Genomic DNA, 25,639 nt, shown 5'->3' on the forward strand with positions numbered 1-25,639 from the left:
ATTACTCCGCCTCCACTGGGTGAGTGGATGAGTGTTCTGTTGATGAAGTGTCAGAATGGGTTGAGCTTTCCATGTCGGCCATCTTCTGTTCGCTCGCCATATGCGCCATATCGTGGTGCATGCCAGCCATATTGTGGTCGGCACTCATGTGTTCCATACCTTCATGGCCTGCCATGTGCTCGTTTGAGTCCATGTGCATGTATTGCATAACGATTTGATCGAACATGCCGTGACTAACTGAGCCAAAGTATTCAACAGGATTGTTTTCACTCTTCTGTGCTAAGGCTTGGTAAGTCGCAGAGTCTAAGGTCTTCGTCGCCTGTTGTTTTGCCTTGGCTACCCAAGCATCGAAGTCGGCCGCCGTTGGCGTGGCAATGGCTTTAAACTTCATGCCCGCAAAACCTGCGCCGCTATAGTTAGCGGAAATACCGTCATAGGTGCCGGGTTCGTTGGCAATCAGGTGCAACTTAGTCGTCATCCCAGCCATTGAGTAGATTTGGCTACCTAACTGCGGGATAAAGAAAGAGTTCATGGCGGTATCAGAGGTGATCTTAAAGTTCACTGGTACATTGGTTGGGAAAGCCAGTTCATTTACCGATGCAACACCTTGTTCTGGATAGATAAATAACCATTTCCAGTCCATAGAAACCACTTCAACCGTAATCGGCTTGGCCTCGTGTTCGAGTGGTTTGTAAGGGTCGAGATCATGGGTAGAGCCCCAGGTAATCACCCCTAGAATCACGACGATTACTATCGGCACAATCCAAACCACGGTTTCAATCGCGCTCGAATGGGACCATTTGGGCGCGTAAACCTCCTGATCTCGACCATCGCGATACTTCCAAGCGAAGAACAAGGTCATAAAGATCACGGGGATAACCACAATCAGCATGAGTAGGGTAGCGATGATGATCAGGTGCTTTTCATCGGCACCGATCTGGCCCTTGGGATCCAATACGCCGCCATCACAGCCTGCGAGCATCAGGGCAAGCGCCGCGAATGCTACTTTACTTAAATTTCGAATTAACAAAGGAAGATTCCTCTAACCCTAAGGTTTACAACTCTGCCCAGAGAGATTGGCAGTAGCATTGAGCGGCGTTATCCGAAGGCAAATCCGAAAGTGGCTCGAGCGTGGCACAAAAATGCCTGCCACCCCAATGCAAGATCGAGGATCGACTTTCAGCGCTTAATGCTAAATTTGAATTTTAAAACAGAGGGTTACAATGGTGGGGCGCGACAACCGTGCGCAAGATGCTCGAGGGATTTTAGCCTTGGGGGTGCTAAAAACAGGGCAGCATTAGTTAAATCTAAGCTGTTGAAAAACTTGAAGCCATTGTCGAACAAATTGCACAATTGCTTAATAATCTGGGGATTGAGCAGCAAAATGCTCAGCAGCGTGGCGCCGAAAAACTCGATTAAAAATCCATCGCTCAGGGTGATTAATTCGCCAATATCGATGCAGCCGCCGACCATCACTGACACTAAGTCAGCTGCGGGCAGCACAAACAGTAACCCAAAAAGCAGGGCTAAGTTTGTCATACTGAAGTGGGAGAACCTCGCAACGAGATTCAATCCTTCAGCGCAAAATTGGCTGAGTGCGAATTTCAATTAACAGGTCCGGCGTTGAGCGAGAAGAATTGTTGGCTGAATAAAAATTCAAGCTGCAACTTTTTTGTGCGGGCGGGAGGATAACAAGAAGCGGGGATTGATTGAAAGTAGATCTAGGTCACAAAAGGGCTTTTGCATTAAAAAAACCATAATTAAACATGGCGGTTACATATTTAACTAAAAATAAACTGATTTCACTCACATTCTGTGTGGAAATTGTGATGGCGATATGTAAATGTCTTGGCTTCACTGTGAGTCGTTTAGCGCGCTTATTTGCCGAGTTGGTTGTTTATACTTTCTGATTTTAGTGATGCCTTGCCGATATTCAATGCTGAATCCTACAATAAAGCATAGCTATCACCCTAGGGTGTTTTGTGGCAGTTTAACTGGTTAGACAGCGTAAAAATAATTTTTACATCATGGTACCGCTTTGGCTTTCAGCCCCCAATGAGCTAACGGTTTGACTACTCTTGAGATTGATTTGCAGATTAAGGCATTATGGGCCCATTCTGATTATCAACCCAATTACTACAAGGGATTAAATATCAACGCATTTGCGCACTATTTTAAGGTCAATTTATTCATAGCCTTAGCCTACTTTATTGTCGGTAAAATGGGTTTGATGATTGCCTTACCTCCCGGATATTCTGCGGCAATTTGGCCCGCGGCAGGGATAGCAATCGCTGCTTGTCTTTTATGGAAAGCATATGCGCCTTGGATTGGGGTTTTTATAGGGGCATTGCTGATTAATATTAATATTGGTGGGCAACTACATCTCGGTTGGTTGCCCATCAGTATTGCCTTGGGCACGTTACTACAGACCATTATATCTGCTCGAATTATTCGATACATCGATCCTTTACTGACCTTTGATAAACCAGAAACTGTTATTAAATCAATGATTAGTCTCAGTGCTGGTTGTATTATTGCCTCTCTATTGGGTAATGCTGCACTTGCAGTTTACGGCATGATTCCAAGTTCGGATCTCGTTACCAGTATGCTCAATTGGTGGATGGGCGATTTCCTTGGAGCGGTCATTTTTATCCCGCTAACCATATTAGTGTTTGATAGGCGACCCATTTGGCGCTCAAGGCGGATTCAAACAGGACTACCTTTGGTGATTGGTTTTTTACTTTGCGTGGGGATTTATTATTACGCAGATATGAACCAGCGGCAGCAACTGCAGGATAAGTTTCAAATTCAATCCAATGCGATTATCAGTAGTGTGGAAACTTTTCAGGGAACCAATCTACAACAATTAGTTGCCCTTGCCAGCCTGTTTGATAACAGTGAAATAGTCACGGAAGATGAATTTTTTCAGTTCGGTAAACGTAATCGACTCCAATTAGATGGCTTTAAGGCTTGGGCTTGGTCACCATTGATTGCGGCGAGCGATAAACAGAGTTTTGAGTCTGCAACCACAGCTGAGCTGGGGCGACCTTTCAATATCAAATACTTAGAGGGGGACAAACCAAACGCCGACGGCTGGCTTGTGCCTGTTAAGTATGTGCAACCTATGTATAGCAGTCGCGCCGTACTTGGATTAGATCTCAACAGCGAGTCTGCGAGGGCGGCAGCCATTGCCAAAGGGAGATCAACGCTTGCGCCGGTGATCACAGGCAAAATCCAATTAGCTGAAGATCCTCATGGCCTTGGAGGCACGCTACTATTGGTGCCTTCTTTCGATCGCGTCGGTAACATTAAAGGATTTTGTTCGGCGGTGATCGATATCCAAAGTATCATCAATAAAGTCGAACAGGTAAAAGGTTTGCATTGGCGGCTAACGGATTTGAGTGCTGATGGAGCCTTGCTCTATGCGAATAGTCAGAAAGAATTTCCTACCTTTTCTGGTAAGTTACATAGCGATAAAACAGGCCAATACTATCAGGCCCACTTAACGCTTGCCGATAGGCAATGGCATATTGTGATTTACGAGTCGTATGCTCAACTGATGGGTGAATCTTACAGTCTGTCACTGTTGCTATTACTTTTAGCCTTTATCACCTGTGCCGTTGTGAGTGGTGTGACATTAATCTCTTCCGGTGAGCGTCATCGGATTGCGGATAAAGTGGCAGAAAAAACTATGGCACTTTCGAAGGAGATTGCGCGTAATCAAGCATTTCAAGCCACCCTCGTCGAGAGCGAAGAAAAATACCGTAACCTATTCGATAAGGCACCCGTTGGCCATGTGTTAAAACGTCTTGAGGATGGGCACTTTGTTGCCATTAACCAAGCATTTACTGAAATTACGGGCTACACACTAGAGGAGCTTCAAGCGCTTGATCCTTGGGAGCTTACCCCGATTCGTTACCAAGTGACTGAGGCTGAACAGCTCGAACGCCTCAAGCAAACACGCCGTTATGGTCCTTATCAGAAGCACTATCGGCATAAAGACGGACAGCTAGTGGCCGTCAGACTGAATGGCTCCTTAGTAGCCGCAGCTAATGGTGAGCCGCTTATCCTGTTTATTGTGGAAGATATTACCGCGCAAGAGCGCACTATTGCCCGAGTTAACTTGCTGGCACAGGTATTCCAGCAAAGTGGGGAAGGTATCACTATTATCGATGCCAATGACGTCATCGTGGATGTTAATAGCGCCTTTAGCCAAATTACTGGTTACTCAAGGGATGAAATCATAGGTAAAAACTGTCGTTTTATTGAAGCCGCTCGAACCGATAAAAACATTGATGCTCAAGTGCGAGCCGCGCTTGAGCAAACGGGGTTTTGGCAAGGAGAAGTGTGGGATCGCCACAAAGATGGCTATGATTTCCCGAAATGGCTGATGATGTCTGTGGTTCGCGACGAAACTGGAGCAATCAGCCATTACATCGGCAGTTTTACCGATATCAGCGAACGCAAAGTGAATGAGGAACGCATTCACTTCTTAGCGCATCATGATTCCTTAACTTTGCTACCGAATCGTTTGAGTCTGCAATCGCGTTTGGAGATGGTTTTTCAGGAGGCTTTTGTCAGCCAAACCCAGATTGCCGTAATGTTTATCGATATGGATCATTTCAAAAATATTAACGACACCCTGGGACATCATGTCGGCGACATGTTGTTGCTCGAAGTGGCGCGGCGCTTAAAGAGTATTGTAAGCAGTGACGATATCGTCGCGCGCTTAGGCGGTGATGAATTTGTCGTGGTGTTGTCTGATACGGATCACGATAGCGTCGCTAAGGTGGCGGAAGCCTTGCGCAGCGGTTTGAATCAAGTCTACATCATAGATAACAAGCCTTTACATTCATCACCTAGCATAGGCATCAGCCTGTTCCCAACCGATGGTGACAGTGTTGAGGCATTGATGAAAAATGCCGATATGGCCATGTACCGCGCCAAGGCGGCGGGACGAAACAACTATCAGTTTTTCACCGCTGCAATGAATACCTTAGTGACTGAGCGCCAGCAAATTGAAACTGGGCTCAGGCAAGCCATTGCCCGTGATGAGTTACTGCTGCATTATCAGCCGCAGATCGATATCAACACCGGACAAATGGTGAGTGTTGAGGCGTTGATCCGCTGGCAGCATCCTGAATTGGGATTGGTTGCTCCCGATCGCTTTATTCCTATTGCCGAGGAGATCGACATGATTATCCCCATCGGCCAATGGGTATTAGAGCAAGCACTAGCACAACTGGCGCAGTGGCGTAAAAAGGGCGCGAAAGACTTGCGAATGGCGGTTAATCTGTCGGCGCATCAACTGCGTAAAGAGACCATAGTTGCTGATATTATCAATGTGTTAGCTCAATATGATCTTGGCAAGGGAGCATTGGAGCTTGAGATCACTGAAAGTGTCGCCATGCAGTATCCTGAGCAAAATGCCAAGTTGCTGGCCGAGTTGCGTCAATATGGGATTGAATTGGCAATTGATGATTTTGGCACCGGCTATTCGTCACTCTCGTACTTGAAGTTGCTGCCCTTAGATCGGCTTAAGCTGGACCGTTCCTTTGTCAAGGATATTGAAAATGATCCAAACGATGCGGCAATCAGCGCGGCCACGATTTCGATGTCCCATGAACTAGGATTAACCGTGGTGGCTGAAGGGGTGGAAAACGAGGCACAACTGGTGTTGCTCTCGAGCATGGGTTGCGATCTGGTGCAGGGATATTATTTCAGTAAACCCTTATCTGCTGATGATTGTTTACGTTTTATTGAACGCAATTTTTAGGCCGTTTTTTATCCATTTAGCACTATACTTGAGTCAGTCTGGCGATAGGACATGGATACATTAAGGACAGCGCTATGCAAGTTATCTTCACTAAAGGTTCGACCCGTTACGCTCAATTACGTTGTGTTCGCATGGATGGTAGTGCCACACAAACTCAGATGCCTGAGCAGGGGATTGCTCCCCACGATATGATTCACTACGTCGTTGAAAAACGCCTGCGGATTCAAGGCGCTTTTTTCGCGCAAATACGTGCTGGTGCCGATATCAATTTCACCCTTGAGCATAACGAAGCTTCTTTAGCGGTTGCTGATAAAACTGACATTTGGCAAACCGAATCGATCGTCGAAGCATTGCAATCTCTGCTATGGTCTGCTGATACGCCTAGCTATGCGGGATTTATCTATTTACTTGAGCAGGCCTGTAGTAACCGTAAATTAGCTGTACCTGAGATTTCACAATCTGACTTTGAACATATTATCAATGAGATAATGGAGCTTACGATCGAGTGGCAAGGTATGGGAGAAGGCCAGTCCTTGACCTTAAAGTTTTAACGACTGAGCTATCAAAAAGAGCGCGAATCTTCGCGCTCTTTTTCTATCTTAGATATTCGATTATTCCCGGTGGCGACGTTCTTGGCTCTGAGTCGAGCGGCTTTGATTACGCTCCACACTGCGTGCTGCCTGCATGTGTTGGCGCGACTCACTCGGTCTTGTTCGCACTTCTTCCCGTTGTCTTGGCTGTACTTGACGGGGCTGCTCGATACGTTGCGGTTCGGCGCGTCTTACCTCGGGGCGAGCTTCCTGTCTTTGTGGCTGAGTATGGGTCTCAAAGCTGCGCGGTTGCTGGTCTCGAGTCTGATACTGCCTTGTTGAGTTGTCCCTAGTTTGTTCTCGTGATGCTTTGGCCTGCATTTGCCTTACCTGATTATCCTGACGAGCATTGTCGTTACGCTCTCTTTTGTAACCTTCCTTACTCGCTTGCGCAGCGTTTGTCGGTGCCACGCGGCGCTCTTTTAACTCGGCCTGAGTGCTTTGGAAGCTGGGCGTACGCTCGCGGCTGTAGTGATTATCGCGACTTAGGTTATTGCTTCTGTCCTTATCATGGCGCTTGTTATAACCCTCGTTGTCGCGGGTATAACGTGCGTCTTGATGTTCCCGTGATTTCGAGTATTGGCTGGTAAAGTGCTGACCACTGCCTGTGGAGTGGGAGTCACGACCACGGAACTTGCTGTCACCGTAGTAGCGCTCCTTTACCACCGGATTATGGTAAACCACGCCGCGTCGGTGCTCGGGTTTATGCTTCCAAGGTTGAGCGCCATGGCTGACCGAGTATCTTTCCCGTGGACGATAATGGTGGGAGTGATGGTGATCTATCACGACGACTTTATGGCGATGCCAATGAAATGAGCTAAAGAAGTAGTTAAAGGAAATATGGATCCCAGGCGACCAGTAAAAGTAGCTATGGCTTGGGCGGTAAGGGTAGCCAACATAGCCGCCAAACTCCCAATATACTGGCGGATAGGCCACGCCCCAACGCCAAGTACCGTAAACTACGCGGGGGTCATAATAAGGCACATATACCACTTCGCGGCGTACAGGCTCGATGATGATCTGGTTATTGGCGCGAGTTACCGCCATATTCTCCATACTGGCTAAACTGTTGGCTTTATCCGCCTGCTGTCTGAGTGATTGAATACCGTCCATTACTTGCGCTTCATCGGCCAAGAAGGCTTCGCCAAGCCTTTGGGTCCAATCCAAATCTTCGCTCATTTTCTGTAAGACATTGGGGAAAGCCATGAGCGCTTTAACACTCGGGTCCCAGTCCTTGTCTTCGGTGCGAGACATCACTTGATCAGTCGACAACTTAGGATGATCTTCCAACCAACGTTGCGCTTGTACTACTTCGAGTGGATAGGTTGAGGCGATCAAAATATGGCTCAACAAACTATCGGGATAGAGGGCAATAGGCGCAAGCATCTGCTCGAGTTCGGCTTGGCTCAATGAAGCACTTGAACCTTGGCTAACGGATACGCCCGCAGCTTGCGTCGGCGCGGTGAAAGGCAGAGCAACTAAAGCCGCCGATAACACTAGCCATTTCCATCGATATAATCTGTTCATGGTTCGCTCCAATAATCCTATTTGCGGATGTTATTGGCATCATAGGCGCGTGAATATGAACATAAGCTGAAAGTATATTGTGCGGCAAAAGCGTGTTGTAGATTTATTTTCTTACCAATAAAACGATATATGGCATTGAAAAGAAAAGATTAAGCAGAATGGGTAAAGTTAACGGTAAACTTGGCGCCACCTAAATTTTCTGAGCGGGAAACAGAAATTCGACCGTTATAGCTATCCACTAAATCGCGGACAATCGCTAAACCTATGCCGTTACCTTGATGATAGGAATCGGCGCGGATCCCGCGCTCAAAGATTTGCGTTTGCAGGGTTTCGCTGATCCCTGGGCCGTCATCTTCGATACAAAGTTGCAATTGATAAGCATCGCCAGTGACGGTTAATTTGACCATTGATTTAGCGGCTTTGCAGGCGTTGTCGAGTAAGTTACCTAAAATCTCGGTGAGATCGGCTTCATCGCCCTTAAAAACCGCTTGTTCAGCGATTTCGCCACTGAGGTTAATTTGCGGTTCTCGATAAATCTTGGCTAAGGTGCGTAGCAGTTTATTGGCCACCTCATCAACCTTAATCCCTAAATGCCATGAGGCGGCCGCCGCAGTTTGGGCGCGTTTAAGCTGGTGGCTGATGATGCGACTGATGTTCGACACTTGCTCACTCGAGGCTTCACTTAAATCCACCTGACTTTTAATCACCGCCAGTGGTGTTTTGAGACTATGAGCTAAATCCGCAAGGGCGTTGCGGTAGCGCTTACGCTGGGTTTGTTCGGTATTGAGCAAGATATTGAGCTGCCTCGCCACCGCTTGTAACTCGCTGGGGTACTGGCTGCTCAGCTGGGTTGATTTACCTTGTTCCACATCGTGCAGCTCTTGGGTAAAGCGTGCCAGTGGTCTAATGGTCCAAATCAACCAACTCAGCTGAAATATCAGCATCACGAGAATTAAGATCAGTAACCAAGTCCAAAGCTGTTGATTAAATTGAGCTATCTGCTGCTGAAACTCCTGTTCATCTTTAATGATATGGATAGTCACCGGCACATTTTCATTCAGGCTGGCAAAGCTCACACTAAAGCTATAGATAAGGTGTGGCGCGCCCGCGAGGTCGATTTGATCGAAGGCACTTTGGCCCGTTGGCGGAATGGTGAACTGTGCTGGTGGCGTGATGCCCATAAAGGATTGCGAATGCCAGACGATGCTCTGTTTATGCTCCGCATCTTCGGTGGTGGCTATGGCATAGAGGCCTGATTGAATAAGGTTAAAGCGGTTCTCGAGCACTAATTCAGGAATAAAAATCCGTTTATTTTCGACTTCAGTCACCGCTAATACTGAATATACATAGGCACTTAGCTCATTTTTAGCGGCACTCTTTACCTGTTCAGCAAAGGCGTCATTGAGGGCGACCCCAATCAGCGGCAGCAGCACCAATATAAACAACAGCGCGCTAAGGACGAGCCGAGTCTTTAAGGAGTTGAGCAACTGCCAGGCAAGCGCGCGCTTACTCATCAGTACCTTGCTCAGGAGCAATGACTCTTAAACGATAGCCCTGGCCGCGCAGGGTTTCGATTAGATTGTATTGGTTATCGGGGTCGAGCTTTTTGCGTAAACGGCGGATAAAGACTTCGATAACGTTAGAGTCGAGATCAAAATCCTGATCATAAATATGTTCGGTGAGTGCTGTTTTAGATTTCACTTCGCCTTGATGCAGCATAAAAATCTCAAATAGCTTGTATTCAGAGCCGCTGAGGGTAATGAGTTCGTCCCCTTTGCGGACCTCTAAGCTACTGGTATTTAAACTAAAGGGGCCGTTAGTGATGATTGGGCTTGCCTTACCTGCCGAGCGGCGGATCAAGGCTTTGAGCCGAGCCACTAATTCTTCGGGATGAAAGGGCTTAGTGAGATAATCGTCGGCACCGGCATCGAGGCCTTCGACTTTATCTTGCCAGCTGTCGCGCGCGGTTAAAATTAAGATCGGGAAAGCGCGCTCTTTTTGGCGAATGCGGCGGATAAGGCTAATACCGTCGAGTTTAGGTAAACCGACATCGATAATGGCTGCGTCATAGTTATATTCAACGGCTTGAAACAAGCCCTCTTCGCCGTCGCTGGCGACATCAATGCTGTAATGGGCATCCAGCAAGTGTTGTTTTAAGTTGGCTTGCAGTGCTAAGTCGTCTTCAACGAGTAAGAGTCGCATATTAATTCCTCGACACGCGTCCTGTGGCGGCATCCACCGAAACTGAAAAAACCTGGCCATCATTATTGAGGATTTTGACGCGATAGCCTGAGCCGCTCGACTGCACGCTGAGCACTTTGCCTCGATATTGACGCTGCGCCATAGCCACGGCTTGGTCTGGACTATTCACCACAAGGCGGCGCTGCTCATTCTTAACGCCTTGGTCGCGCGATTGATTGCGATCATCGTGTTTATCATTGCCCGCTATGCAGCCAAAGGAGGCACATAAACAAGCGACTAGGGTCAGTGTCAAACCAAGTTTCATATCTGTTACCCGTACAGGTTCGGCGATCTTAAGTAAGTGGCGAGCTTGATAGCTTATCGAGTCGACTAAGAATACCTCATCACCATAACAAACACATAGAGATCAGCCAATTGGTAAACACAATTCCTTTAAAATTCACTGTGATTCGTGAGATTTTATCGAGTTAATCCTCATCGAACCTCTTTACATATCAGGAGTCATATCCTGTGACATATTAGTAGTGTTAACCACAGCAGATGAATTAAGGCTGAACAGCAGTGTTGCTCTGAAATACAGCAGATTTTAATGTTCAGCTTATGTTCACCTTGAGTGCCCTCTAATGTCACCAATTTGAGCGGATTATCCAATGGGGTATTCAAGATGAACACAGTGAAACAACAAGTTATCGCAACCACGACTTATGTGAAGGCTGTAGTATTGGCCAGTGCATTACTGGCATCGACAATGGTGAGCGCGCAGCCGAGCGACGAGTCAAACTTGGCGCCCTTTAGTGCAGCAAGTATTGGTATGATGAAAAAGACCGATGCCGAGCAAGCCGTCAAGCAAGAGCAGCAAGCCTTAAGCCTATTGCAACAGTCGGCTCCCGCCCAAAGTGTAGCGGAAGCTACTGCCGCTGCGGTTAAATCGCTGGCACCGTCCTTCTCGGCACAAGGTTCGAATGTTCAGCGAGTACAATTGATGGGTGCAACCCCCATGACTCGCGAACAAGTGATCGCCAAACATACAAGTCAGCCGATCCCCAGTTCAAGCGCCGCCACAGAAGATCCCTATCGCGCCCCTATTTATCACAGCTTTGCGATTTTTGATGCCAGCAGCCGTTTGTTTGAAGACTTTGATTACGATGGGTTTTATCAAACCTTTAGCGTGACCTTCGATGTAGATGTGTTTGGTGCATATCTTAATGAGCGCGCCGACCTGTTTGCCGAGTTATACCTCAGCCGTAACGGTGGCCCTTGGGTGCATTACTACACCACCGATGTGTTTACCATCTACGGTGACTCGACTCAGGATGATTACGAAGTACTGACGACCCTCTACACTGGCTATCAAACGGATCACTACGATGTATTAATCGATGTCTATGAGGTTGGTTATAGCGATATTGTTGCGACCATTAGCGCCGATGATACCGATGGCTTATATGCCTTGCCGCTAGAAAGTCGTGACCGCGATAGCTCTGGTGAGGTAATTATTGTCGAAGAAGGCGGCGCAGTTTCTTTCTTTGCTCTGCTTGGTTTAGGACTGTTGGCTGTACTGCGTAAACGTGAAGAGTTTATTTAAGATTTGATTTTGATGTGCAATGTGACTGAGTTTATCAAAGGCCATACTGACTATACACGCAGAGTAAGAAGTCGGTCTCACCCTAACAAGGCAGCGTATCCATCGATACGCTGCTTTTTTATTTCAAAATGCATACCGCAAAACAAACAGCAATCATGCATTTGTGCACTTTCTACCCAGAATGATTTTTGTTATTGTGGAAATCAAATTTTAAATCAGTAGCTTGTGAGTGATTTGTCTGATGGTCGATGGTGAAGTTATGCGAATGCAAACAATACAAATGTTGTGTAGCAAGAGGCTAAAATGAAATTCTCGTTAGTTAACGGAGTCAGACAGGAACCATCCCCAAAAGTAAGAGGTTTGTGCCAGTTTTGTGGTAAACCAATGCTGTCTAAGTGTGGTACTAAAGTACGCTGGCATTGGGCTCATGCACGCAAAGATTCATGTGACCCCTGGTGGGACAATGAAAGTCAGTGGCACAGAGATTGGAAAAACTATTGGGCAAATGACTATCAAGAGATTGTCGACTTTGACGAAGCTGGTGAAAAACACATAGCAGACGTCAAGTTACCTAATGGTATGGTAATAGAGTTCCAAAACTCACCGATGTCACATAAGGAGCTACAGTCTCGTGAACAGTTTTACGGCGATATGATTTGGGTCGTAAATGGTAGGAATCTAGCTAAAAATATGAAGTTAAGGGCAGCATTGCCAGATCCAAATCATCCCTCAATGGTGGACATTGGTGTTCAAAATACTAATCATAAAACACACTTTATCTACTTCCATATTTCTGAATACCAACCTGAGGAGCTAATCGAAATACATTCATCCGATAAAATAGGGTACTTAACGAAGGATACCCATGTTGGTCATTTTTTCTATGAGTGGAAACGACCAAAGCAAGTGTGGCTAAACGCAACTAAGCCTGTATATCTTGACTTTGGAAAGGGTATTCTTTGGCAGCTAAAACGCTTCAATGACTTCAGTTCTTTCTGTATTCAAGCACATAGCAAAGACAAATTTTTGATTCGCTATGGAGGCGTTGCATAAAAACGTTTAAAGGAAAAAGAGTAGACAAAAGAAGAAAGTGGACACCCATCCAAGCCACTTTAGCCTGAGTAAGTTGTAGGCAAATCTAAAGTACATTATGTTTTTGTTTTATCTTGGGTTCTCTAATTTATTTTGGTGGACGTTAAATTTAGAAGCATGGAGTTTGCTTTGATTAAAAAATGGATATTACTCTCTTTGTGCTTTTTCCTTATGTCTTGCGGATATAAGGGGGATGGAGATTTTAAATCATATGGTTATTGGCCACTTATCACGTACGAGCTTACTTTGCCAGATTTTCCTTTTGAGACTGGATCAAAGCATAAGTTTGATTTAAAAGGTTATAAGTCTCATGAAACTTCGGCTATAAGTATCGAGCTATTCAGTGATAATGAACATGATTTTGCTGAGCTTGATACCGAAGTTGAGCTTAAAATTGTAAATGATTTAGGCGTTACCTTTTTTTACAGGAAATCTCCTTTAAATGCTCATTTCAAAAGGATGCAAGAACTTAAAGAAGCATCATGGGCTAATGAATATGAGTGGAATGGAAGATATAGCTATAAAAACCAAGATGTGAGTGATCGAGCTGTACCGTTTTCATCAATTGAAATGCCAGCTAAAACAAAAAGTATGCGATATTTTAATTTCTTTCCTAGCGATGCTGGTTCACTAAGCCTCACTATAAATATTGGTAGCGTTCCGTCACAGTTTGAGGATTTGAAGGTAAGAATCAATCTATCATCTGGTTGGAAGTAATAATGGTCAATCCCCCCTTTTTCTCTCGGTGTTTATCCTGTCTGATTCGGGCTAGTATGGGCGAGTTACGTTAACTAAAGGAAGAGAGACATGATTGCTCAAGGTCAAAAATTACCAGCGGCTACGTTAAGCCAATTAACAAAAGATGGCATGGTAAATCATCAAGTTACCGAGCTGTTTGCGGGTAAAAAAGTGGTGTTATTTGCAGTGCCAGGTGCTTTCACACCAACCTGTTCTGAAGCACATTTGCCCGGTTATGTGGTGCTGGCCGATCAGTTTAAAGCCAAAGGCGTTGATTTAATTGCCTGCGTATCGGTAAACGATGCCTTTGTGATGAAAGCGTGGGGCGAAGCGCAAAATGCGTCTGAACTACTGATGTTAGCCGATGGCGATGCCAGCTTTACTAAAGCGCTGGGACTCGAGATGGATACCGCAGGCTTTGGCGGTGTGCGCTCACAACGTTATGCGATGATTATCGATGATGGCGTGGTAACGTTACTGAATGTTGAAGCGCCTAAGTCATTTGAAGTGAGCAAAGCCGAAGTGGTGTTGGCGGCTTTAAGTTAAGATGTTAAGCGGATGCCCCTGAACTTATGGGGCTGATGTGTCGCTTGCTTGAGCGAGAACAATAGCCAGCCTAGATGAGGCTGGCTTTTTTATACGGTTATTGAACGAGTTGAATGCTGTCGGCATCGATAGTGACTTCTGACCAGTCCTTATCCACTTCACCGCGAATAATGACTTGGGTTTCAGGCGTGACGGTATGTCCGAGCCACAGATCATCGTCAATTTCGATTTTAATCTCGCCCGTGCTGTCACGGAAAATATAATCATCGTGGCCAATTGAAGACATGATATGGCCGGTTAACTCCACTTGAGTGTCATCGCTGGCATTGAGCGCACTGACGACATCATGAATGATTTGCCGTGCGCTGGGGCCTTGAAAGCCGCCACGTAATTGGGGTTCGCCCGTTGTTGGTTGAAATCCAGCTTGGCTGCACAAGGCACTCAATGACAATGTGATTGCTAACATGCTTAAGGTGATTTTATTCATCTAAATGTCCTCTTTCTAATCTTACGCCGCTGGGCGACTCATCTGCGGCGAGTATCATGCCAAGACGAGCGTGAAGCAGTTGTGAAGAATTTAAGCGGATTCATTTAGATGCTGTTGTGGCTCGCCGTTATCCATAAATTGGATTGTTGCCAGATAGTCATTCCCTAGGCTTTGGGCCGAAAAGTGCCACCCCATGCGCTCGCTTATCCGTTCAATAATAATCAAACCACAGCCATAGCCCGTGGGCTCGGCGCTGTGGTGGCTAAGCGGATTTTTTATGGTTAGTTGATTGTTATTCAGCGTGATTTCAATATCGCCACTGCTGTAGTTAAAGGCATTTTTAATTAAGTTGCCTATCACTATGTTCACAAAACTCACCGGTGCGCAAATGGCGGTATTTTCGTTAACGCTGAGCTGATAGCGGATTTCGTGTTTGGCAAAATGCTGCGCCATTTCACTTAATAGCTGCGTAAGCCGTGCGGCTAAATCAATTTGATCATAGTGTTGCGATTCAATTTGTTCCTTACCTAGTAACAAAAAGGTTTCGGTGAGGGTTTTCATCTGTTGGCTTGCGTAATCAATGCGGGCAATGGCTTTGTTGGCGATCCGCTGCTGGGCTTCGTTCCCGTTGTTTGGCAGTTTTTTAAGTAATTCTGTCGAGCCTTGGATCACCATAATGGGCGTGCGCAGTTCATGGGAGGCAAAGCGGCTAAACTCCTGCTCCCGAGTAAAATAGGCGGCAATTTTGGCTTTATTTTCCAGTAGTGTTTGTTCGATATGGCGGGTTTCACGGTAGGGTGTGCTAGGGACAAAGCTCGGCTCCTCTGGCGTCAGCGCATTGATTTTGCGTTCAATTTCAAAAAATGGTGCCGATAGTAGCCGCACAAAATATAAGCCATAGGCCATGATGAACAGCAGTAAACCTACCCCGAAGAGGGATATCAAAATATGCAGTCTGTCCTCATACCCATCGAGAAAGTCATCCGCATCATCCTTATACACCACATACAATAAACCTTGTCCTGATGGGTGCGGCGAAATCAAAAAGTGCTTATCTTCGGCGCCCAATTGGTGCTCATAAAAACCCGTTTGTTGGTAAGCTTGCAGCCATTGCGGCACAAACTCTTTGCTCCAATAGGTGGTGAGTTCGTGGATATCGGGGAGCTGGGCTTTGTCGCCAAATCGTTGATAGTTTTTTTGGTATTCGCGGGTTTCGGTCGCCAGTTTGTGTTCAAGGCTAATGACCTCAATTTGTTCTTCGGCGATATAAATCAAACCCCAGAAAATCGCGAACATTAGGCTCGTTAGCACTAAAAACGTTAGGCGAATTTTTTTGTATAAGCTCGGTAATGGCTTAGGGGAGGAGTCGGTAACCTTGGCCATGAATCGTCTCTAGTTTGGAATCTGTAAAGCCCTTATCCAATGCACTACGCAGGCCGTAAATATGGCTACGAAGCGCGTCGCTACAGGGGGCTTCGTCACCCCAAACCGCATCGATAACTTGTTCTTTACTCACAATGGCGGGGGCATGTTTGAGCAGTAGCGTCAAAATCGTGCGTTGGATTTTACTCAGCTTGATTTCCTTACCTGCGCGGCATACTTGTTGAGTTGCGACATTTAAGCTGATTTCACCAAAGCGCAATATACCTACATCTAAACGCGGCCCGCGGTTATGCAGAGACCGTAGACGCAGGCATAGTTCTTCCATGGCGAAGGGTTTATTTAAAAAGTCATCACCGCCCGAGGTAAAGGAGTCAATTTTGTCCTGCAGGCTATCTCTGGCGGTTAAGAACAAAATCGGCGTATTACAAAACAGCTCTTCGCGCAGTTTTTTGACCGTACGAATACCGTCTAATTTGGGCATCATAATATCCATAATGATCACGTCATAATGGTTTTGCTGTATTAAATTGATGGCGCTTTCACCGTGATAGGCGCAGTCAGCAATAATGCCTTCGAGGGTTAAATAGTCCATGATTGTTTCTATAACATCATGATTGTCATCAACAATTAATACTTTCATTACTTATCTTCATTTCTTCACGTTTGCTTGACGTTTCCCATACTAAGATGCCAGCCGTTGATTTAACAAGGTAAATAAGGGAGAAAAAAATGAATAAGCACTTAGTAGGTATTAGCGCATTACTATTAACCGCTTGTGGTGGCGACGGTTCATCAACGGATGTGACGTCACCTCCCGCGAATTTACCCGCTAAAGTGATGGGGACTGTGACCCAGGTGTCCGCAGACCATCAGCAGATCACTGTGAATGGATACAAGATTAATATCGCCAATGCAGATATTCGTTATCAACAACAACCACTGGATGCCAAAGCTATTCAAGTGGGGATGCGCTTAGATTTGGTTAACCAAGGTCAGCAGGCTAAAACGGTTGCTGTCGATCCTGCGCTGGTCGGTGAAATCAGTGCCATCAATCAACATAATATTATGGTCAATGGCATACAGTTAGCCGTTGCATCAGCTAGCCAATATAAAAAGGGCGATTGGGTAGCGGTAAATGGCTACCCCACCGTGGTCGGACAATGGCAGGTAGAGTCGATTAACCTTTTCCCTAATCTCGCAATTGCTGAAATTGAAGGTCGAGTAACAGAGCTTGATCCAGTTATGCAGCAATTCCGCCTAGGCTCAGCCTTGATCGATTACGCCAATGCCGAGTTAGAAGGGCAGTTAGCCGAAGGTGTGTGGGTTGAGGTTGAAGGTCAACAGGATGGCGCCGTATTTAAGGCCCATGAAGTCGACGTAGAAGATGCGAGTGATGTGCCGACATTCAACGAGATGGAGTTAGAGGGCACAGTAACTTGGGTTAACCAAGACAAGAGCCAGTTTGAGCTTAATAGCCGCACACGACTCTATGTGACTGAACAGACTCAATTTGAAGATGGTAATCGCACCAATTTGCTGGAAGGTAAGCGCCTAGAGGTGGATATTCAATCTACTGCGCAGGGCCTGTGGGCCAAAGAGGTCGACTTTGAAAGTTCAGATGCGGGTGGCCCATTACCCGATTTAGGTAACAAGTTTGAGCTTGAAGGGCGAGCTACGCTCGATAGCAATAACCAGCTACAAATCAATGGCTTTACCTTTATTATCGACGCGAGAACCCAGTTTGATGATGGCTTAACCCTTGCAACCCTTGATCAAAAATGGCTGCAAATTGAAGGTGTTGAATTAGCCGATGGCCAATGGCTAGTGAAGGAAATTGATCTTGAACAGCAGAGTAATGAACTGGAGTTAACCGGAAAGGTGAGCCAGAACAGTCTGTGGGGTTACCATGCTAGTGATGCCTCATTAGCAACCTTTGATGGTAAATGGGTTAATGTGGAATGTCAGTTTGATGGCATGCAAATCCACAGTTGTCGCATTGACGACTAATGCCTGTTAACGACCCCTGCAAATGGCAGCGAGATTGATCTCTTGCTGCCATTTTTATGTGCTTAAGCTTAAGCCGCGCGCATTGGCACGACACGACTGTCGGCAATACCTAAACTGGTTTCGATATTTTCCACGCTTTGCTGCACTTCTTGGGCGATGACTTCGCTCTGCTGCGAACTGGTTTGCGCTTGGTCTTTCAGGTTATCCATGCTGCGAACAAATTCATCGAGGTAATCCACCTGTTCCTTGGCGTTGAGCGAGCCTTGTTTGGCGGTATTGGCCATTTCACTCGCTTGATTTTGTACGGTTTGTGCCATTTGCCATAGGCTCTGTGCCCGCTGTTTTTGGCTATCGGTCGCTTGGGCAATGCCATCGACACTCTCGCCGAGAGCAAGGTTAGATTGGGTGAGCTGATGCAGGATTTTCACAATTTCATTTAACGACACCTGAGTACGTTGGCTCAGGCTGCGCACTTCATCGGCGACCACGGCAAAACCGCGACCTTGCTCGCCTGCGCGGGCGGCTTCAATGGCGGCATTAAGTGCCAGTAAATTAGTTTGCTCGGCGATATTGCCAATTACATCAATGATTTTTGCCACATCTGCCACTGAGTTATTCAGGCTTTCGAGCGAGGCATGGCAAAGGCCAACCGCCGTTTGGGTTTGCTCTGTGGCACTCAGTACCGCTTCGGCCTCAGTTTGGCTCGACTGCATTTGGCGCATGGTTTCGGCTGCGCTTTGTTCAACCAGTGCTGAGGTATGGCTGACCTCATTGGCGAGGCTACGGATATGCTCGGTTTGCGACTGCGTGTCGGCGACTATGGTCTGAGTGTGTTCGGTGTGCTGCGACAGTTGAGTAATGCGCGCGACCAGCTGACTTAAGGATTGAGAAACCTTAGTCATTTGTTGGCGCTGCAGTTCATCTTCCTGTTCAAAGCGATGCAGTAGCTGATTAAAATGCCCTGCAATTTGGCCAGTTTCGCAGCGGCGATTGATGTCCAAACGTTCACGGCTGTTGGACTCGCTTAATTGCATAAAGGCTTGATTGAGGCGTTTGAGGGGGTTAACCACGCGGTTCTGTTGCAGGATTAAATAGCCGATAGCAAACAGCGCCATAATCGAAACCATCGCATAAAGAATGACTTGTAACTCATATTTGAGCTGTTGGTTTTTGGCGGCCTGTGCTTCACCGAGGGCAATGAGCTGCTGTTCAACTCTGCCAATCGCTTGAATTAATTGCGCTTGCATCTCCTGATTGGCTTGCAGCAATTGGTGGGTGTTGGCGACTTCTTTATTGTATCGATTGGCAAGGCTTAACAGCTCGTTGCGATCATTTTCGCCCACTTCAATTTGCTCTGGCTCACTTGCGCCGAGGGCAAATTCATCGGCTTCCTGTTGTTCATATACGCCGATTAATGGCAGGGTGTTGAGTTGATCGCGCCATTGGTTAAGCGCTTTACTGGTGCTGTCGAGAATATTCTTAAGTTGCTGATTTTTATCAATGAGATAGCCATCGGTAAGCTGCGACAGTTGATAAACAATGCTGGGAAAGTCACGGCTTAATTGCAAATATTGCTCGGCTATTGCTGCATTAACGGCTAAGCCTTTGTCGGCATAGCTACCAAGCCTACGGTTATAGTCGAGCATTTCGGATTCGGCGTGGGCCAGCAGTTGTCTTGGGTTACCTGCGAGTTTGCCCGCCGCGCGGTATTTAGTGTCTAAGTCTTGAATGAATTGATTCAGGCCGGCCTGTAATTCCTCATCGGCATTACCTGATGCGGCAAGGTTGAGTTCGCTGAGTTGGTTTTTGATTTTGCTCAGCTTGGCTTTGGCTTCTTCGAGTTGGGTCGCGTTGCCGCTGGTTAAATAGCCATCAAGATCGCGGCGCACACCTACGAGAAAGTCCTGTTGCAGGCCTTGGAGTACTTGGGTTTGTTGCTCAATCTGCTGTCTTTGATCGCTACTCCAAAGTACTACTGCTGCTAATAATCCCGCAAGCAATAACAACAGCGCTGAAGCAGTACGTGACAAGGTCGAAATCTTCATGATGCAATCTTCATTGGAAACTTAAGGTAAGTTAACTGCCTAAAGTTTATGAATTTCGCGTGACATAAATATGACAGAACCAATCAAATGTCAGCGTTGTCATTATGATTTTGGGATTATTCTAGCGGTAGCCAAACTTGGGCTTTTAAACCGCCTGCGGCGCGATTCGAGAGGGTAATTTGGCCTTGGTGGCGGTCGATAATCCGTTTGATGATGGCGAGCCCAAGCCCTGAGCCGACACTGCCACGGGCAATATCACCTTGGGTAAAAGGTTGGAAGAGTGTAGGAATTTGTGATTCATCTATCCCTGGGCCATTATCTTCAACGCTAAAGCCGATGCGTTTGCCATCAAATTGCGAGCTTATCCGCACCCAGCCGGAGCCATAACGAAAGGCGTTTTCAACTAAGTTGCTCAACACCCGCTTAATCGCCAGCCCTTGAAATAAGGCCTCGGGGCAATCGCTCAGCACGACTTCAATTTCACCGTCGCGGTTGGCTTCGGCTTGGGCAATATCTTGAATGAGTTTATTGATTTGCCCGGGCTCGCGGCTGGCTTCCTGATCTTGGCGAATATAGGCAATAAATTGGCTGATAATGGCATCCATATCTTCAATATCGTTGACGATACCGTCTTTAAGATATTGATCTTCTTCAACCATCATCTCAGAGGCAAGGCGGATGCGGGTCAGCGGCGTGCGCAAATCGTGGGAAATTCCCGCCATCAACAGTGCACGATCTTGCTCTAGCTGCTTCATGCTATGGGCCATCTGGTTAAAGGCGTTGGTCACTTCCACCAGTTCGCTGGAGCCTTTAAGCGGCAAAGGATCGGGAAACTCGCCACGGGACACCGAGATCGCGGCTTTTTGTAAGCGCCTTAATGGTCTGTTTTGCTGGCGAGCAAACCACCATCCGCCGGCAACACTGAGTGCGCCGATCACCATCAAGTACAAGGTCAGTGGCGACAAGTCGGAAACATTTTGCCCAATCAGCGGCACTTTAATCCACACAGACGGCGCCTGCGGTGGGCGGATCCAAATTTGCAAAACACTGCCGTGGGTGACACGGACTTCGGCATCGCCACCGAGATATTCCGACATCTGTGATGACCAAAAACCGTAGTAGGTGGCTTGTTCGATGCCCGCTTCACGGGCTTGCTGTTGGTTATACACCTTCATGCCATCGTCGCGGACTTTGGCATTGAGTGCATCGACTATGGTTAAATGCTCGCGGCCGATATCGACACCATCGACAAATAACAGATTGATTTGACGGGCGATTAACTGGTTGATTTGTTGATAGCTGGGTTTTAACACATACACTGCGACAGTGACATAGGACACCAGCTGATTGATCAGCAGCAAACAACCAATCAGCAGTACCGTTTGACTAAAGGCGCTGCGCGGAAGGAGTCGCTGCCACCACTTAAGTTTCATAGTCGTGCCAAAAAAGCGTCAACAACAGGCCAAAAGCAGCTCATCGACGGGCGGCACCGTCGGGTACAAATACATAGCCTAATCCCCACACGGTTTGAATGTAGCGCGGATTAGCGGGGTCTTTTTCAATTAAGCGCCGTAGACGCGATACCTGCACGTCAATCGAGCGCTCGAGCGCCGAATAATCACGACCACGGGCGAGGTTCATCAGTTTGTCCCGCGATAACGGTTCCCGTGGATGGGTGACTAACACTTTTAATACCGCAAATTCGCCACTGGTCAGCGCGATGGCTTCATCACCGTGGTACATCTCACGGGTAGCTAGGTCGAGTGAAAACTCGCCAAAGCTAATTTCGGCTTCTTGCTGCGCGGGCGCGCCGGGCACATCCTGTATTTGGCGGCGCATCACCGCTTTAATCCGCGCCAACAATTCACGCGGATTAAAAGGTTTTGGCAGATAATCATCGGCACCGAGTTCTAAGCCGATAATGCGGTCGACTTCATCGCCTTTGGCGGTGAGCATCACAATCGGAATGGTGCTGCCCTGTTGGCGCAGACGACGGCAGATAGATAAGCCATCTTCCCCGGGCAACATCAGATCGAGCACAATCAAATGAAAGTTTTCTCGCTCCAGTAAACGGTCCATCTGCTCAGCATTGGCCGCACTGCGTACCTGATAGCCTTGCTCCATCAGGTAACGCTCGAGTAGTGCTCGTAGGCGCATATCATCATCGACAACGAGGATTTTCGAGGTTTCTTGTCCCATGGGATGTCCTTAAATTGCTCGGATTATTGCTTTTATTTTTTATGCCGTCATACAACAAAGATTAACTGGCTGAAATTGAAAACGAATCTGCCAAGAATGCGCTTAATATAGCTGGATTCAATCTGAGCGACTAGCTCATGATGTAAGCCAACCACGGTCGAATGCGACAAATTGCCAACTCATGTTAATACTAAGCAAATGAAATTGCATGGGAATCGTTGAATATATTCACTATACATATGAAATTGTAACTAAATTGGCATTTCTGGCAGCGGTGCTTTTTGCTAGTCCTTAACTTTGGCGTCGACTCTGAGTATCATCAGTGCCATGCCTGTTTAAAATTATGCTCGTTGTTAGTTAACTATAGAGTCTTAACATGAAAGCGCATTTGATCACCCGCCAAGGCTGGATGACCTTAGATAAAGAATTAAAATACCTGTGGAAGGAATATCGCCCGCAGATCACCCTCAAAGTGCAAGAGGCCGCCGCGCAGGGCGATCGAAGTGAAAATGCGGATTACACTTATAATAAAAGGCTTTTGCGTCAGATAGATAGTCGTGTTCGCTATTTGGTTAAGCGTCTCGAAGAACTCAAAATTGTCGACTATTCTCCGCAGCAGGAAGGCAAAATTTACTTTGGTGCTTGGTTTGAGCTTGAAAACGACGCGGGTGAGCGGGTGCGTTATCGGATTGTCGGTAAAGATGAGCTCGATACTAAACTGGGTTATATCACTATTGATTCCCCCATGGCGCGGGCGCTTATTGGCAAACAAGTTGATGATGAAGTGGTGGTGCAAACGCCCTCTGGCCCAAAGACATGGTATATCAACGAAATCCGTTATACGCCGTTCGACACCTTGCTTGACTCGTCGCTCGCGGACGAGGGGGAATAAACCTCGCGAGATCAAACTCTCGGCGATTTTCAGCGGCAAATCGCTCGCATCATATGAAACAACGACTGCGCCTGTGGTATCTTGGGCGCAATTAGGATTAATCAAACCGTTAGGCACGATACTTTATTTATGCAGACTATTGCCCAAATTATTGCTCAGGAACTCAATGTTCGTGAGCATCAAGTCACTGCCACCATAGATTTGCTCGACAATGGTGCCACTGTTCCCTTCGTCGCCCGTTATCGTAAAGAGGCGACTGGTGGTTTAGACGACACCCAGTTACGCACGCTGTACAGCCGTTTAGGTTATTTGCGTGAGTTAAATGACAGACGTCAGGTGATTTTATCCAGCATTCAAGCGCAGGGTAAGTTAACGCCTGAGCTGCAACGGGAAATCGAAGGCGCCGATAGTAAAACGCGTCTCGAGGATCTGTATCTTCCCTTCAAACCTAAGCGCCGCACTAAGGGCCAAATTGCCATTGAAGCGGGATTAGAGCCGCTGGTCGAAACCTTGTTAGCGGATCGCAATGCCGATATTGAAGCATTGGCTGCGGGTTATCTGAATCTGGAAGCGGGTTTTGCCGACACCAAAGCGGTATTGGAAGGCGCCCGTTACATTCTGATGGAGCGTTACGCCGAAGATGCGGAATTACTGCGTAAAGTTCGCGAACATTTAAGCCAAAACAGTGTGTTAGAGAGCCGTGTTATTGCCGGCAAAGAGAAGGAAGGCGCGAAGTTTCGCGATTATTTCGAGCACAACGAACCTTTGGCCAAAGTGCCATCTCACCGCGCCTTAGCTATGCTCCGTGGCCGTAATGAAGGCTTCCTGTCGTTATCGATGAATGCCGATCCTGGCGCAGAGGCGGGTCAAGGCAGTTACTGCGAAGTCATTATTAGTGAGCATTTAGGCTTAAAGCTGGGCGATAGCAGTGTGGATCAGTGGCTCAAAACGGTCGTTACTGCCACGTGGCGAATTAAAATTGCCCTGCAAATGGAAACCGAGTTTATCTCGCAAATGCGTGAGCGCGCCGAAGCGGAAGCCATTAACGTATTTGCCCGTAACTTGGGTGATTTGCTGATGGCCGCGCCAGCGGGCGCCAAGGCAACCATGGGCCTAGACCCAGGTCTACGTACTGGCGTTAAAGTCGCCGTGGTGGATAACACGGGTAAGTTGGTGGCACACACCACGATTTTCCCCCATGCACCACAGAATTTATGGGACAAGTCGATTCGTACCCTCGCCAACTTAGTGCAAATGCATAAGGTAGAGTTAATCGCGATTGGTAACGGCACCGCCTCCCGTGAAACCGATAAATTAGCGGCTGAGTTGATCGCCAGCCTCAAGGATAGCCAACCACAGCTGACCAAAGTGATGGTGAGCGAGGCGGGCGCCTCGGTGTATTCCGCATCAGAGCTGGCGGCGCTGGAATTCCCTGAGCTAGACGTTTCGATTCGCGGCGCGGTCTCAATTGCCCGTCGTTTACAGGACCCATTAGCGGAACTGGTGAAGATTGAGCCTAAGTCTATTGGCGTTGGTCAATATCAACACGATGTGAGTCAAAGCCAGCTTTCTAGCTCGCTCGAGGCCGTGGTCGAGGATTGCGTAAACGGTGTGGGCGTGGACTTAAACATGGCATCTGTGCCTTTGCTATCGCAAGTTGCAGGTTTAAATAAAACCTTGGCCAAAAACGTGGTGGATTACCGCGACGCCAACGGCGCCTTCAAAAATCGTAAAGAGCTGTTAAAAGTGCCGCGTTTAGGCCCTAAAGCCTTTGAGCAAGCCGCAGGCTTTTTACGTATTCGTGACGGCGATAATCCATTGGATATGTCAGCGGTTCACCCCGAAGCCTATTCGTTGGTCGAAACGATTGCCAAGACCAAACAAGTCGATGTGGCGAGCCTTATCGGCAATTCAGAATTATTACGCAACATCAAACCGCAGGAGTTTACGACTCCTGAGTTTGGTCTGCCGACAGTGACCGACATCCTTAGCGAGCTAGATAAACCTGGCCGCGACCCCCGTGGCGAGTTTAAAACCGCTAAGTTTAAAGATGGGGTTGAAGAGCTTAAGGATCTGAAACCTGAGATGATTCTTGAAGGCGTTGTCACCAACGTGACTAACTTTGGTGCCTTTGTGGATATCGGCGTGCACCAAGATGGTTTAGTGCATATCTCGTCATTAACCGACAAATTTATTACCGATCCCCATACCGTGGTCAAAGCGGGTGATGTGGTAAAAGTGAAGGTGATGGAAGTGGATGTGGAGCGCCGCCGAATTGGCCTGAGTATGCGTCTGGATGAGGCGATTGATCTGAGTAAGTCGCAAACTCGCACGCCAGTGCAGGGTAAGCATCAGGGTAGCAAGCCGAATCAGCACAAAGCGTCACAACACAAATCATCACAACCTCAGTCTGGGCGGTCAGCACCCAAGCCAGCCCCTGTCAATGCGGCGATGGGCAATGCCTTTGCTGATGCTTTCGCTAAGCTGAAAAAGTAAGTCATCTCGATGCGACTCGGGTGTTAGCATGTGCCCGAGTCGACATTTTTTACCCCTCAATCACAAAATTGTTG

Annotated in this window: 21 protein-coding genes; 9 read left to right on the forward strand and 12 right to left on the reverse strand. The window is 47.2% G+C overall.

All coding sequences use genetic code 11. From position 1 onward, the window contains the following. Position 1: 1 nt before the first annotated feature. Positions 2-1,030, reverse strand: a complete 1,029-nt coding sequence (gene cyoA, locus M0413_RS09145) for a ubiquinol oxidase subunit II (protein ID WP_249553880.1) — start codon at positions 1,028-1,030, stop codon at positions 2-4. A 188-nt stretch (positions 1,031-1,218) separates the two neighbouring features. Next, positions 1,219-1,539 carry a hypothetical protein gene (locus M0413_RS09150; RefSeq protein WP_249553882.1) on the reverse strand — a complete coding sequence of 107 codons (321 nt, stop codon included), beginning with the start codon at positions 1,537-1,539 and terminating at the stop codon, positions 1,219-1,221. A 613-nt stretch (positions 1,540-2,152) separates the two neighbouring features. On the opposite strand from M0413_RS09150, the gene M0413_RS09155 reads away from it, so the two are divergent. Then, positions 2,153-5,776, forward strand: a complete 3,624-nt coding sequence (locus M0413_RS09155) for an EAL domain-containing protein (RefSeq protein ID WP_502957297.1) — start codon at positions 2,153-2,155, stop codon at positions 5,774-5,776. Positions 5,777-5,850: 74 nt separating this feature from the next. Further along, on the forward strand, positions 5,851-6,327 hold the full coding sequence (locus M0413_RS09160; RefSeq protein ID WP_037423787.1) for a hypothetical protein: 477 nt from the start codon (positions 5,851-5,853) through the stop codon (positions 6,325-6,327). 60 nt (positions 6,328-6,387) lie between these two features. On the opposite strand, the gene M0413_RS09165 is transcribed toward M0413_RS09160, so the two are convergent. The 4 genes from M0413_RS09165 to M0413_RS09180 all read right to left on the reverse strand — a co-directional run bounded on the left by M0413_RS09165 (position 6,388) and on the right by M0413_RS09180 (position 10,399). After that, complete coding sequence (locus tag M0413_RS09165; RefSeq protein ID WP_249553884.1) at positions 6,388-7,893, reverse strand: DUF3300 domain-containing protein; 1,506 nt, start codon at positions 7,891-7,893, stop codon at positions 6,388-6,390. A 149-nt stretch (positions 7,894-8,042) separates the two neighbouring features. Then, positions 8,043-9,407 (reverse strand): ATP-binding protein, encoded by a 1,365-nt coding sequence (locus tag M0413_RS09170; protein ID WP_249553886.1) that lies wholly within the window; start codon positions 9,405-9,407, stop codon positions 8,043-8,045. Continuing rightward, positions 9,400-10,095 carry a response regulator transcription factor gene (locus M0413_RS09175; RefSeq protein WP_144345330.1) on the reverse strand — a complete coding sequence of 232 codons (696 nt, stop codon included), beginning with the start codon at positions 10,093-10,095 and terminating at the stop codon, positions 9,400-9,402. Before M0413_RS09175 ends, M0413_RS09170 begins: the two co-directional genes overlap by 8 nt. A gap of 1 nt (position 10,096) precedes the next feature. Continuing rightward, positions 10,097-10,399, reverse strand: a complete 303-nt coding sequence (locus tag M0413_RS09180; protein WP_037423775.1) for a PepSY domain-containing protein — start codon at positions 10,397-10,399, stop codon at positions 10,097-10,099. Positions 10,400-10,759: 360 nt separating this feature from the next. Between M0413_RS09180 and M0413_RS09185 the strand changes: the two genes are divergently transcribed. From M0413_RS09185 to M0413_RS09200, 4 genes are all read left to right on the forward strand, one after another. Further along, positions 10,760-11,680 (forward strand): choice-of-anchor H family protein, encoded by a 921-nt coding sequence (locus M0413_RS09185; protein WP_249553888.1) that lies wholly within the window; start codon positions 10,760-10,762, stop codon positions 11,678-11,680. 303 nt (positions 11,681-11,983) lie between these two features. Beyond that, complete coding sequence (locus M0413_RS09190) at positions 11,984-12,733, forward strand: competence protein CoiA (RefSeq protein ID WP_037423769.1); 750 nt, start codon at positions 11,984-11,986, stop codon at positions 12,731-12,733. Positions 12,734-12,889: 156 nt separating this feature from the next. After that, positions 12,890-13,489 (forward strand): hypothetical protein, encoded by a 600-nt coding sequence (locus tag M0413_RS09195; protein ID WP_249553892.1) that lies wholly within the window; start codon positions 12,890-12,892, stop codon positions 13,487-13,489. Positions 13,490-13,579: 90 nt separating this feature from the next. Then, positions 13,580-14,056 carry a peroxiredoxin gene (locus M0413_RS09200; protein WP_037423763.1) on the forward strand — a complete coding sequence of 159 codons (477 nt, stop codon included), beginning with the start codon at positions 13,580-13,582 and terminating at the stop codon, positions 14,054-14,056. A 97-nt stretch (positions 14,057-14,153) separates the two neighbouring features. On the opposite strand, the gene M0413_RS09205 is transcribed toward M0413_RS09200, so the two are convergent. From M0413_RS09205 to M0413_RS09215, 3 genes are all read right to left on the reverse strand, one after another. After that, positions 14,154-14,543 carry a YgiW/YdeI family stress tolerance OB fold protein gene (locus M0413_RS09205; protein WP_037423760.1) on the reverse strand — a complete coding sequence of 130 codons (390 nt, stop codon included), beginning with the start codon at positions 14,541-14,543 and terminating at the stop codon, positions 14,154-14,156. A gap of 90 nt (positions 14,544-14,633) precedes the next feature. Continuing rightward, positions 14,634-15,926 (reverse strand): sensor histidine kinase, encoded by a 1,293-nt coding sequence (locus M0413_RS09210; protein ID WP_249553894.1) that lies wholly within the window; start codon positions 15,924-15,926, stop codon positions 14,634-14,636. Then, on the reverse strand, positions 15,898-16,566 hold the full coding sequence (locus M0413_RS09215) for a response regulator transcription factor (RefSeq protein ID WP_037423754.1): 669 nt from the start codon (positions 16,564-16,566) through the stop codon (positions 15,898-15,900). The genes M0413_RS09210 and M0413_RS09215 overlap by 29 nt, the downstream gene beginning before the upstream one ends. 89 nt (positions 16,567-16,655) lie before the next feature. Here M0413_RS09215 and M0413_RS09220 point away from each other — a divergent pair, with 89 nt between their 5' ends. Then, positions 16,656-17,933, forward strand: coding sequence for a DUF5666 domain-containing protein (locus tag M0413_RS09220; protein ID WP_249553898.1), 1,278 nt, complete (start codon positions 16,656-16,658; stop codon positions 17,931-17,933). A gap of 68 nt (positions 17,934-18,001) precedes the next feature. On the opposite strand, the gene M0413_RS09225 is transcribed toward M0413_RS09220, so the two are convergent. The 3 genes from M0413_RS09225 to ompR all read right to left on the reverse strand — a co-directional run bounded on the left by M0413_RS09225 (position 18,002) and on the right by ompR (position 22,177). Then, positions 18,002-19,978, reverse strand: a complete 1,977-nt coding sequence (locus tag M0413_RS09225; protein WP_218737777.1) for a methyl-accepting chemotaxis protein — start codon at positions 19,976-19,978, stop codon at positions 18,002-18,004. Positions 19,979-20,094: 116 nt separating this feature from the next. Then, complete coding sequence (gene envZ, locus M0413_RS09230; protein ID WP_037427393.1) at positions 20,095-21,411, reverse strand: two-component system sensor histidine kinase EnvZ; 1,317 nt, start codon at positions 21,409-21,411, stop codon at positions 20,095-20,097. A 40-nt stretch (positions 21,412-21,451) separates the two neighbouring features. After that, positions 21,452-22,177 (reverse strand): osmolarity response regulator transcription factor OmpR, encoded by a 726-nt coding sequence (gene ompR, locus M0413_RS09235; RefSeq protein WP_037423742.1) that lies wholly within the window; start codon positions 22,175-22,177, stop codon positions 21,452-21,454. 376 nt (positions 22,178-22,553) lie between these two features. Here ompR and greB point away from each other — a divergent pair, with 376 nt between their 5' ends. Both greB and M0413_RS09245 read left to right on the forward strand, forming a co-directional pair. Further along, the gene (greB, locus tag M0413_RS09240; protein ID WP_037423740.1) at positions 22,554-23,069 is read left to right on the forward strand and encodes a transcription elongation factor GreB; all 516 of its coding nucleotides are present in this window, start codon (positions 22,554-22,556) and stop codon (positions 23,067-23,069) included. Between the two features lie 129 nt (positions 23,070-23,198). Continuing rightward, on the forward strand, positions 23,199-25,565 hold the full coding sequence (locus M0413_RS09245; protein ID WP_218737778.1) for a Tex family protein: 2,367 nt from the start codon (positions 23,199-23,201) through the stop codon (positions 25,563-25,565). Positions 25,566-25,639: the final 74 nt, after the last annotated feature.

Source organism: Shewanella sp. 8A, assembly GCF_023475945.1.
Classification (GTDB): Bacteria; Pseudomonadota; Gammaproteobacteria; order Enterobacterales; family Shewanellaceae; genus Shewanella; species Shewanella xiamenensis.

What these genes read in the sequence shown, in the direction of transcription:
- ompR (WP_037423742.1), bottom strand. Translation starts at nt 22,177, where the DNA reads ATGGGACAAGAAACCTCGAAAATCCTCGTTGTCGATGATGATATGCGC.
- M0413_RS09225 (WP_218737777.1), bottom strand. Translation starts at nt 19,978, where the DNA reads ATGAAGATTTCGACCTTGTCACGTACTGCTTCAGCGCTGTTGTTATTG.
- M0413_RS09190 (WP_037423769.1), top strand. Translation starts at nt 11,984, where the DNA reads ATGAAATTCTCGTTAGTTAACGGAGTCAGACAGGAACCATCCCCAAAA.
- M0413_RS09170 (WP_249553886.1), bottom strand. Translation starts at nt 9,407, where the DNA reads ATGAGTAAGCGCGCGCTTGCCTGGCAGTTGCTCAACTCCTTAAAGACT.
- M0413_RS09150 (WP_249553882.1), bottom strand. Translation starts at nt 1,539, where the DNA reads ATGACAAACTTAGCCCTGCTTTTTGGGTTACTGTTTGTGCTGCCCGCA.
- M0413_RS09160 (WP_037423787.1), top strand. Translation starts at nt 5,851, where the DNA reads ATGCAAGTTATCTTCACTAAAGGTTCGACCCGTTACGCTCAATTACGT.
- greB (WP_037423740.1), top strand. Translation starts at nt 22,554, where the DNA reads ATGAAAGCGCATTTGATCACCCGCCAAGGCTGGATGACCTTAGATAAA.
- M0413_RS09215 (WP_037423754.1), bottom strand. Translation starts at nt 16,566, where the DNA reads ATGAAAGTATTAATTGTTGATGACAATCATGATGTTATAGAAACAATC.
- M0413_RS09175 (WP_144345330.1), bottom strand. Translation starts at nt 10,095, where the DNA reads ATGCGACTCTTACTCGTTGAAGACGACTTAGCACTGCAAGCCAACTTA.
- envZ (WP_037427393.1), bottom strand. Translation starts at nt 21,411, where the DNA reads ATGAAACTTAAGTGGTGGCAGCGACTCCTTCCGCGCAGCGCCTTTAGT.
- M0413_RS09205 (WP_037423760.1), bottom strand. Translation starts at nt 14,543, where the DNA reads ATGAATAAAATCACCTTAAGCATGTTAGCAATCACATTGTCATTGAGT.
- M0413_RS09195 (WP_249553892.1), top strand. Translation starts at nt 12,890, where the DNA reads ATGGAGTTTGCTTTGATTAAAAAATGGATATTACTCTCTTTGTGCTTT.
- M0413_RS09200 (WP_037423763.1), top strand. Translation starts at nt 13,580, where the DNA reads ATGATTGCTCAAGGTCAAAAATTACCAGCGGCTACGTTAAGCCAATTA.
- M0413_RS09245 (WP_218737778.1), top strand. Translation starts at nt 23,199, where the DNA reads ATGCAGACTATTGCCCAAATTATTGCTCAGGAACTCAATGTTCGTGAG.
- M0413_RS09165 (WP_249553884.1), bottom strand. Translation starts at nt 7,893, where the DNA reads ATGAACAGATTATATCGATGGAAATGGCTAGTGTTATCGGCGGCTTTA.
- M0413_RS09180 (WP_037423775.1), bottom strand. Translation starts at nt 10,399, where the DNA reads ATGAAACTTGGTTTGACACTGACCCTAGTCGCTTGTTTATGTGCCTCC.
- M0413_RS09220 (WP_249553898.1), top strand. Translation starts at nt 16,656, where the DNA reads ATGAATAAGCACTTAGTAGGTATTAGCGCATTACTATTAACCGCTTGT.
- M0413_RS09185 (WP_249553888.1), top strand. Translation starts at nt 10,760, where the DNA reads ATGAACACAGTGAAACAACAAGTTATCGCAACCACGACTTATGTGAAG.
- M0413_RS09210 (WP_249553894.1), bottom strand. Translation starts at nt 15,926, where the DNA reads ATGGCCAAGGTTACCGACTCCTCCCCTAAGCCATTACCGAGCTTATAC.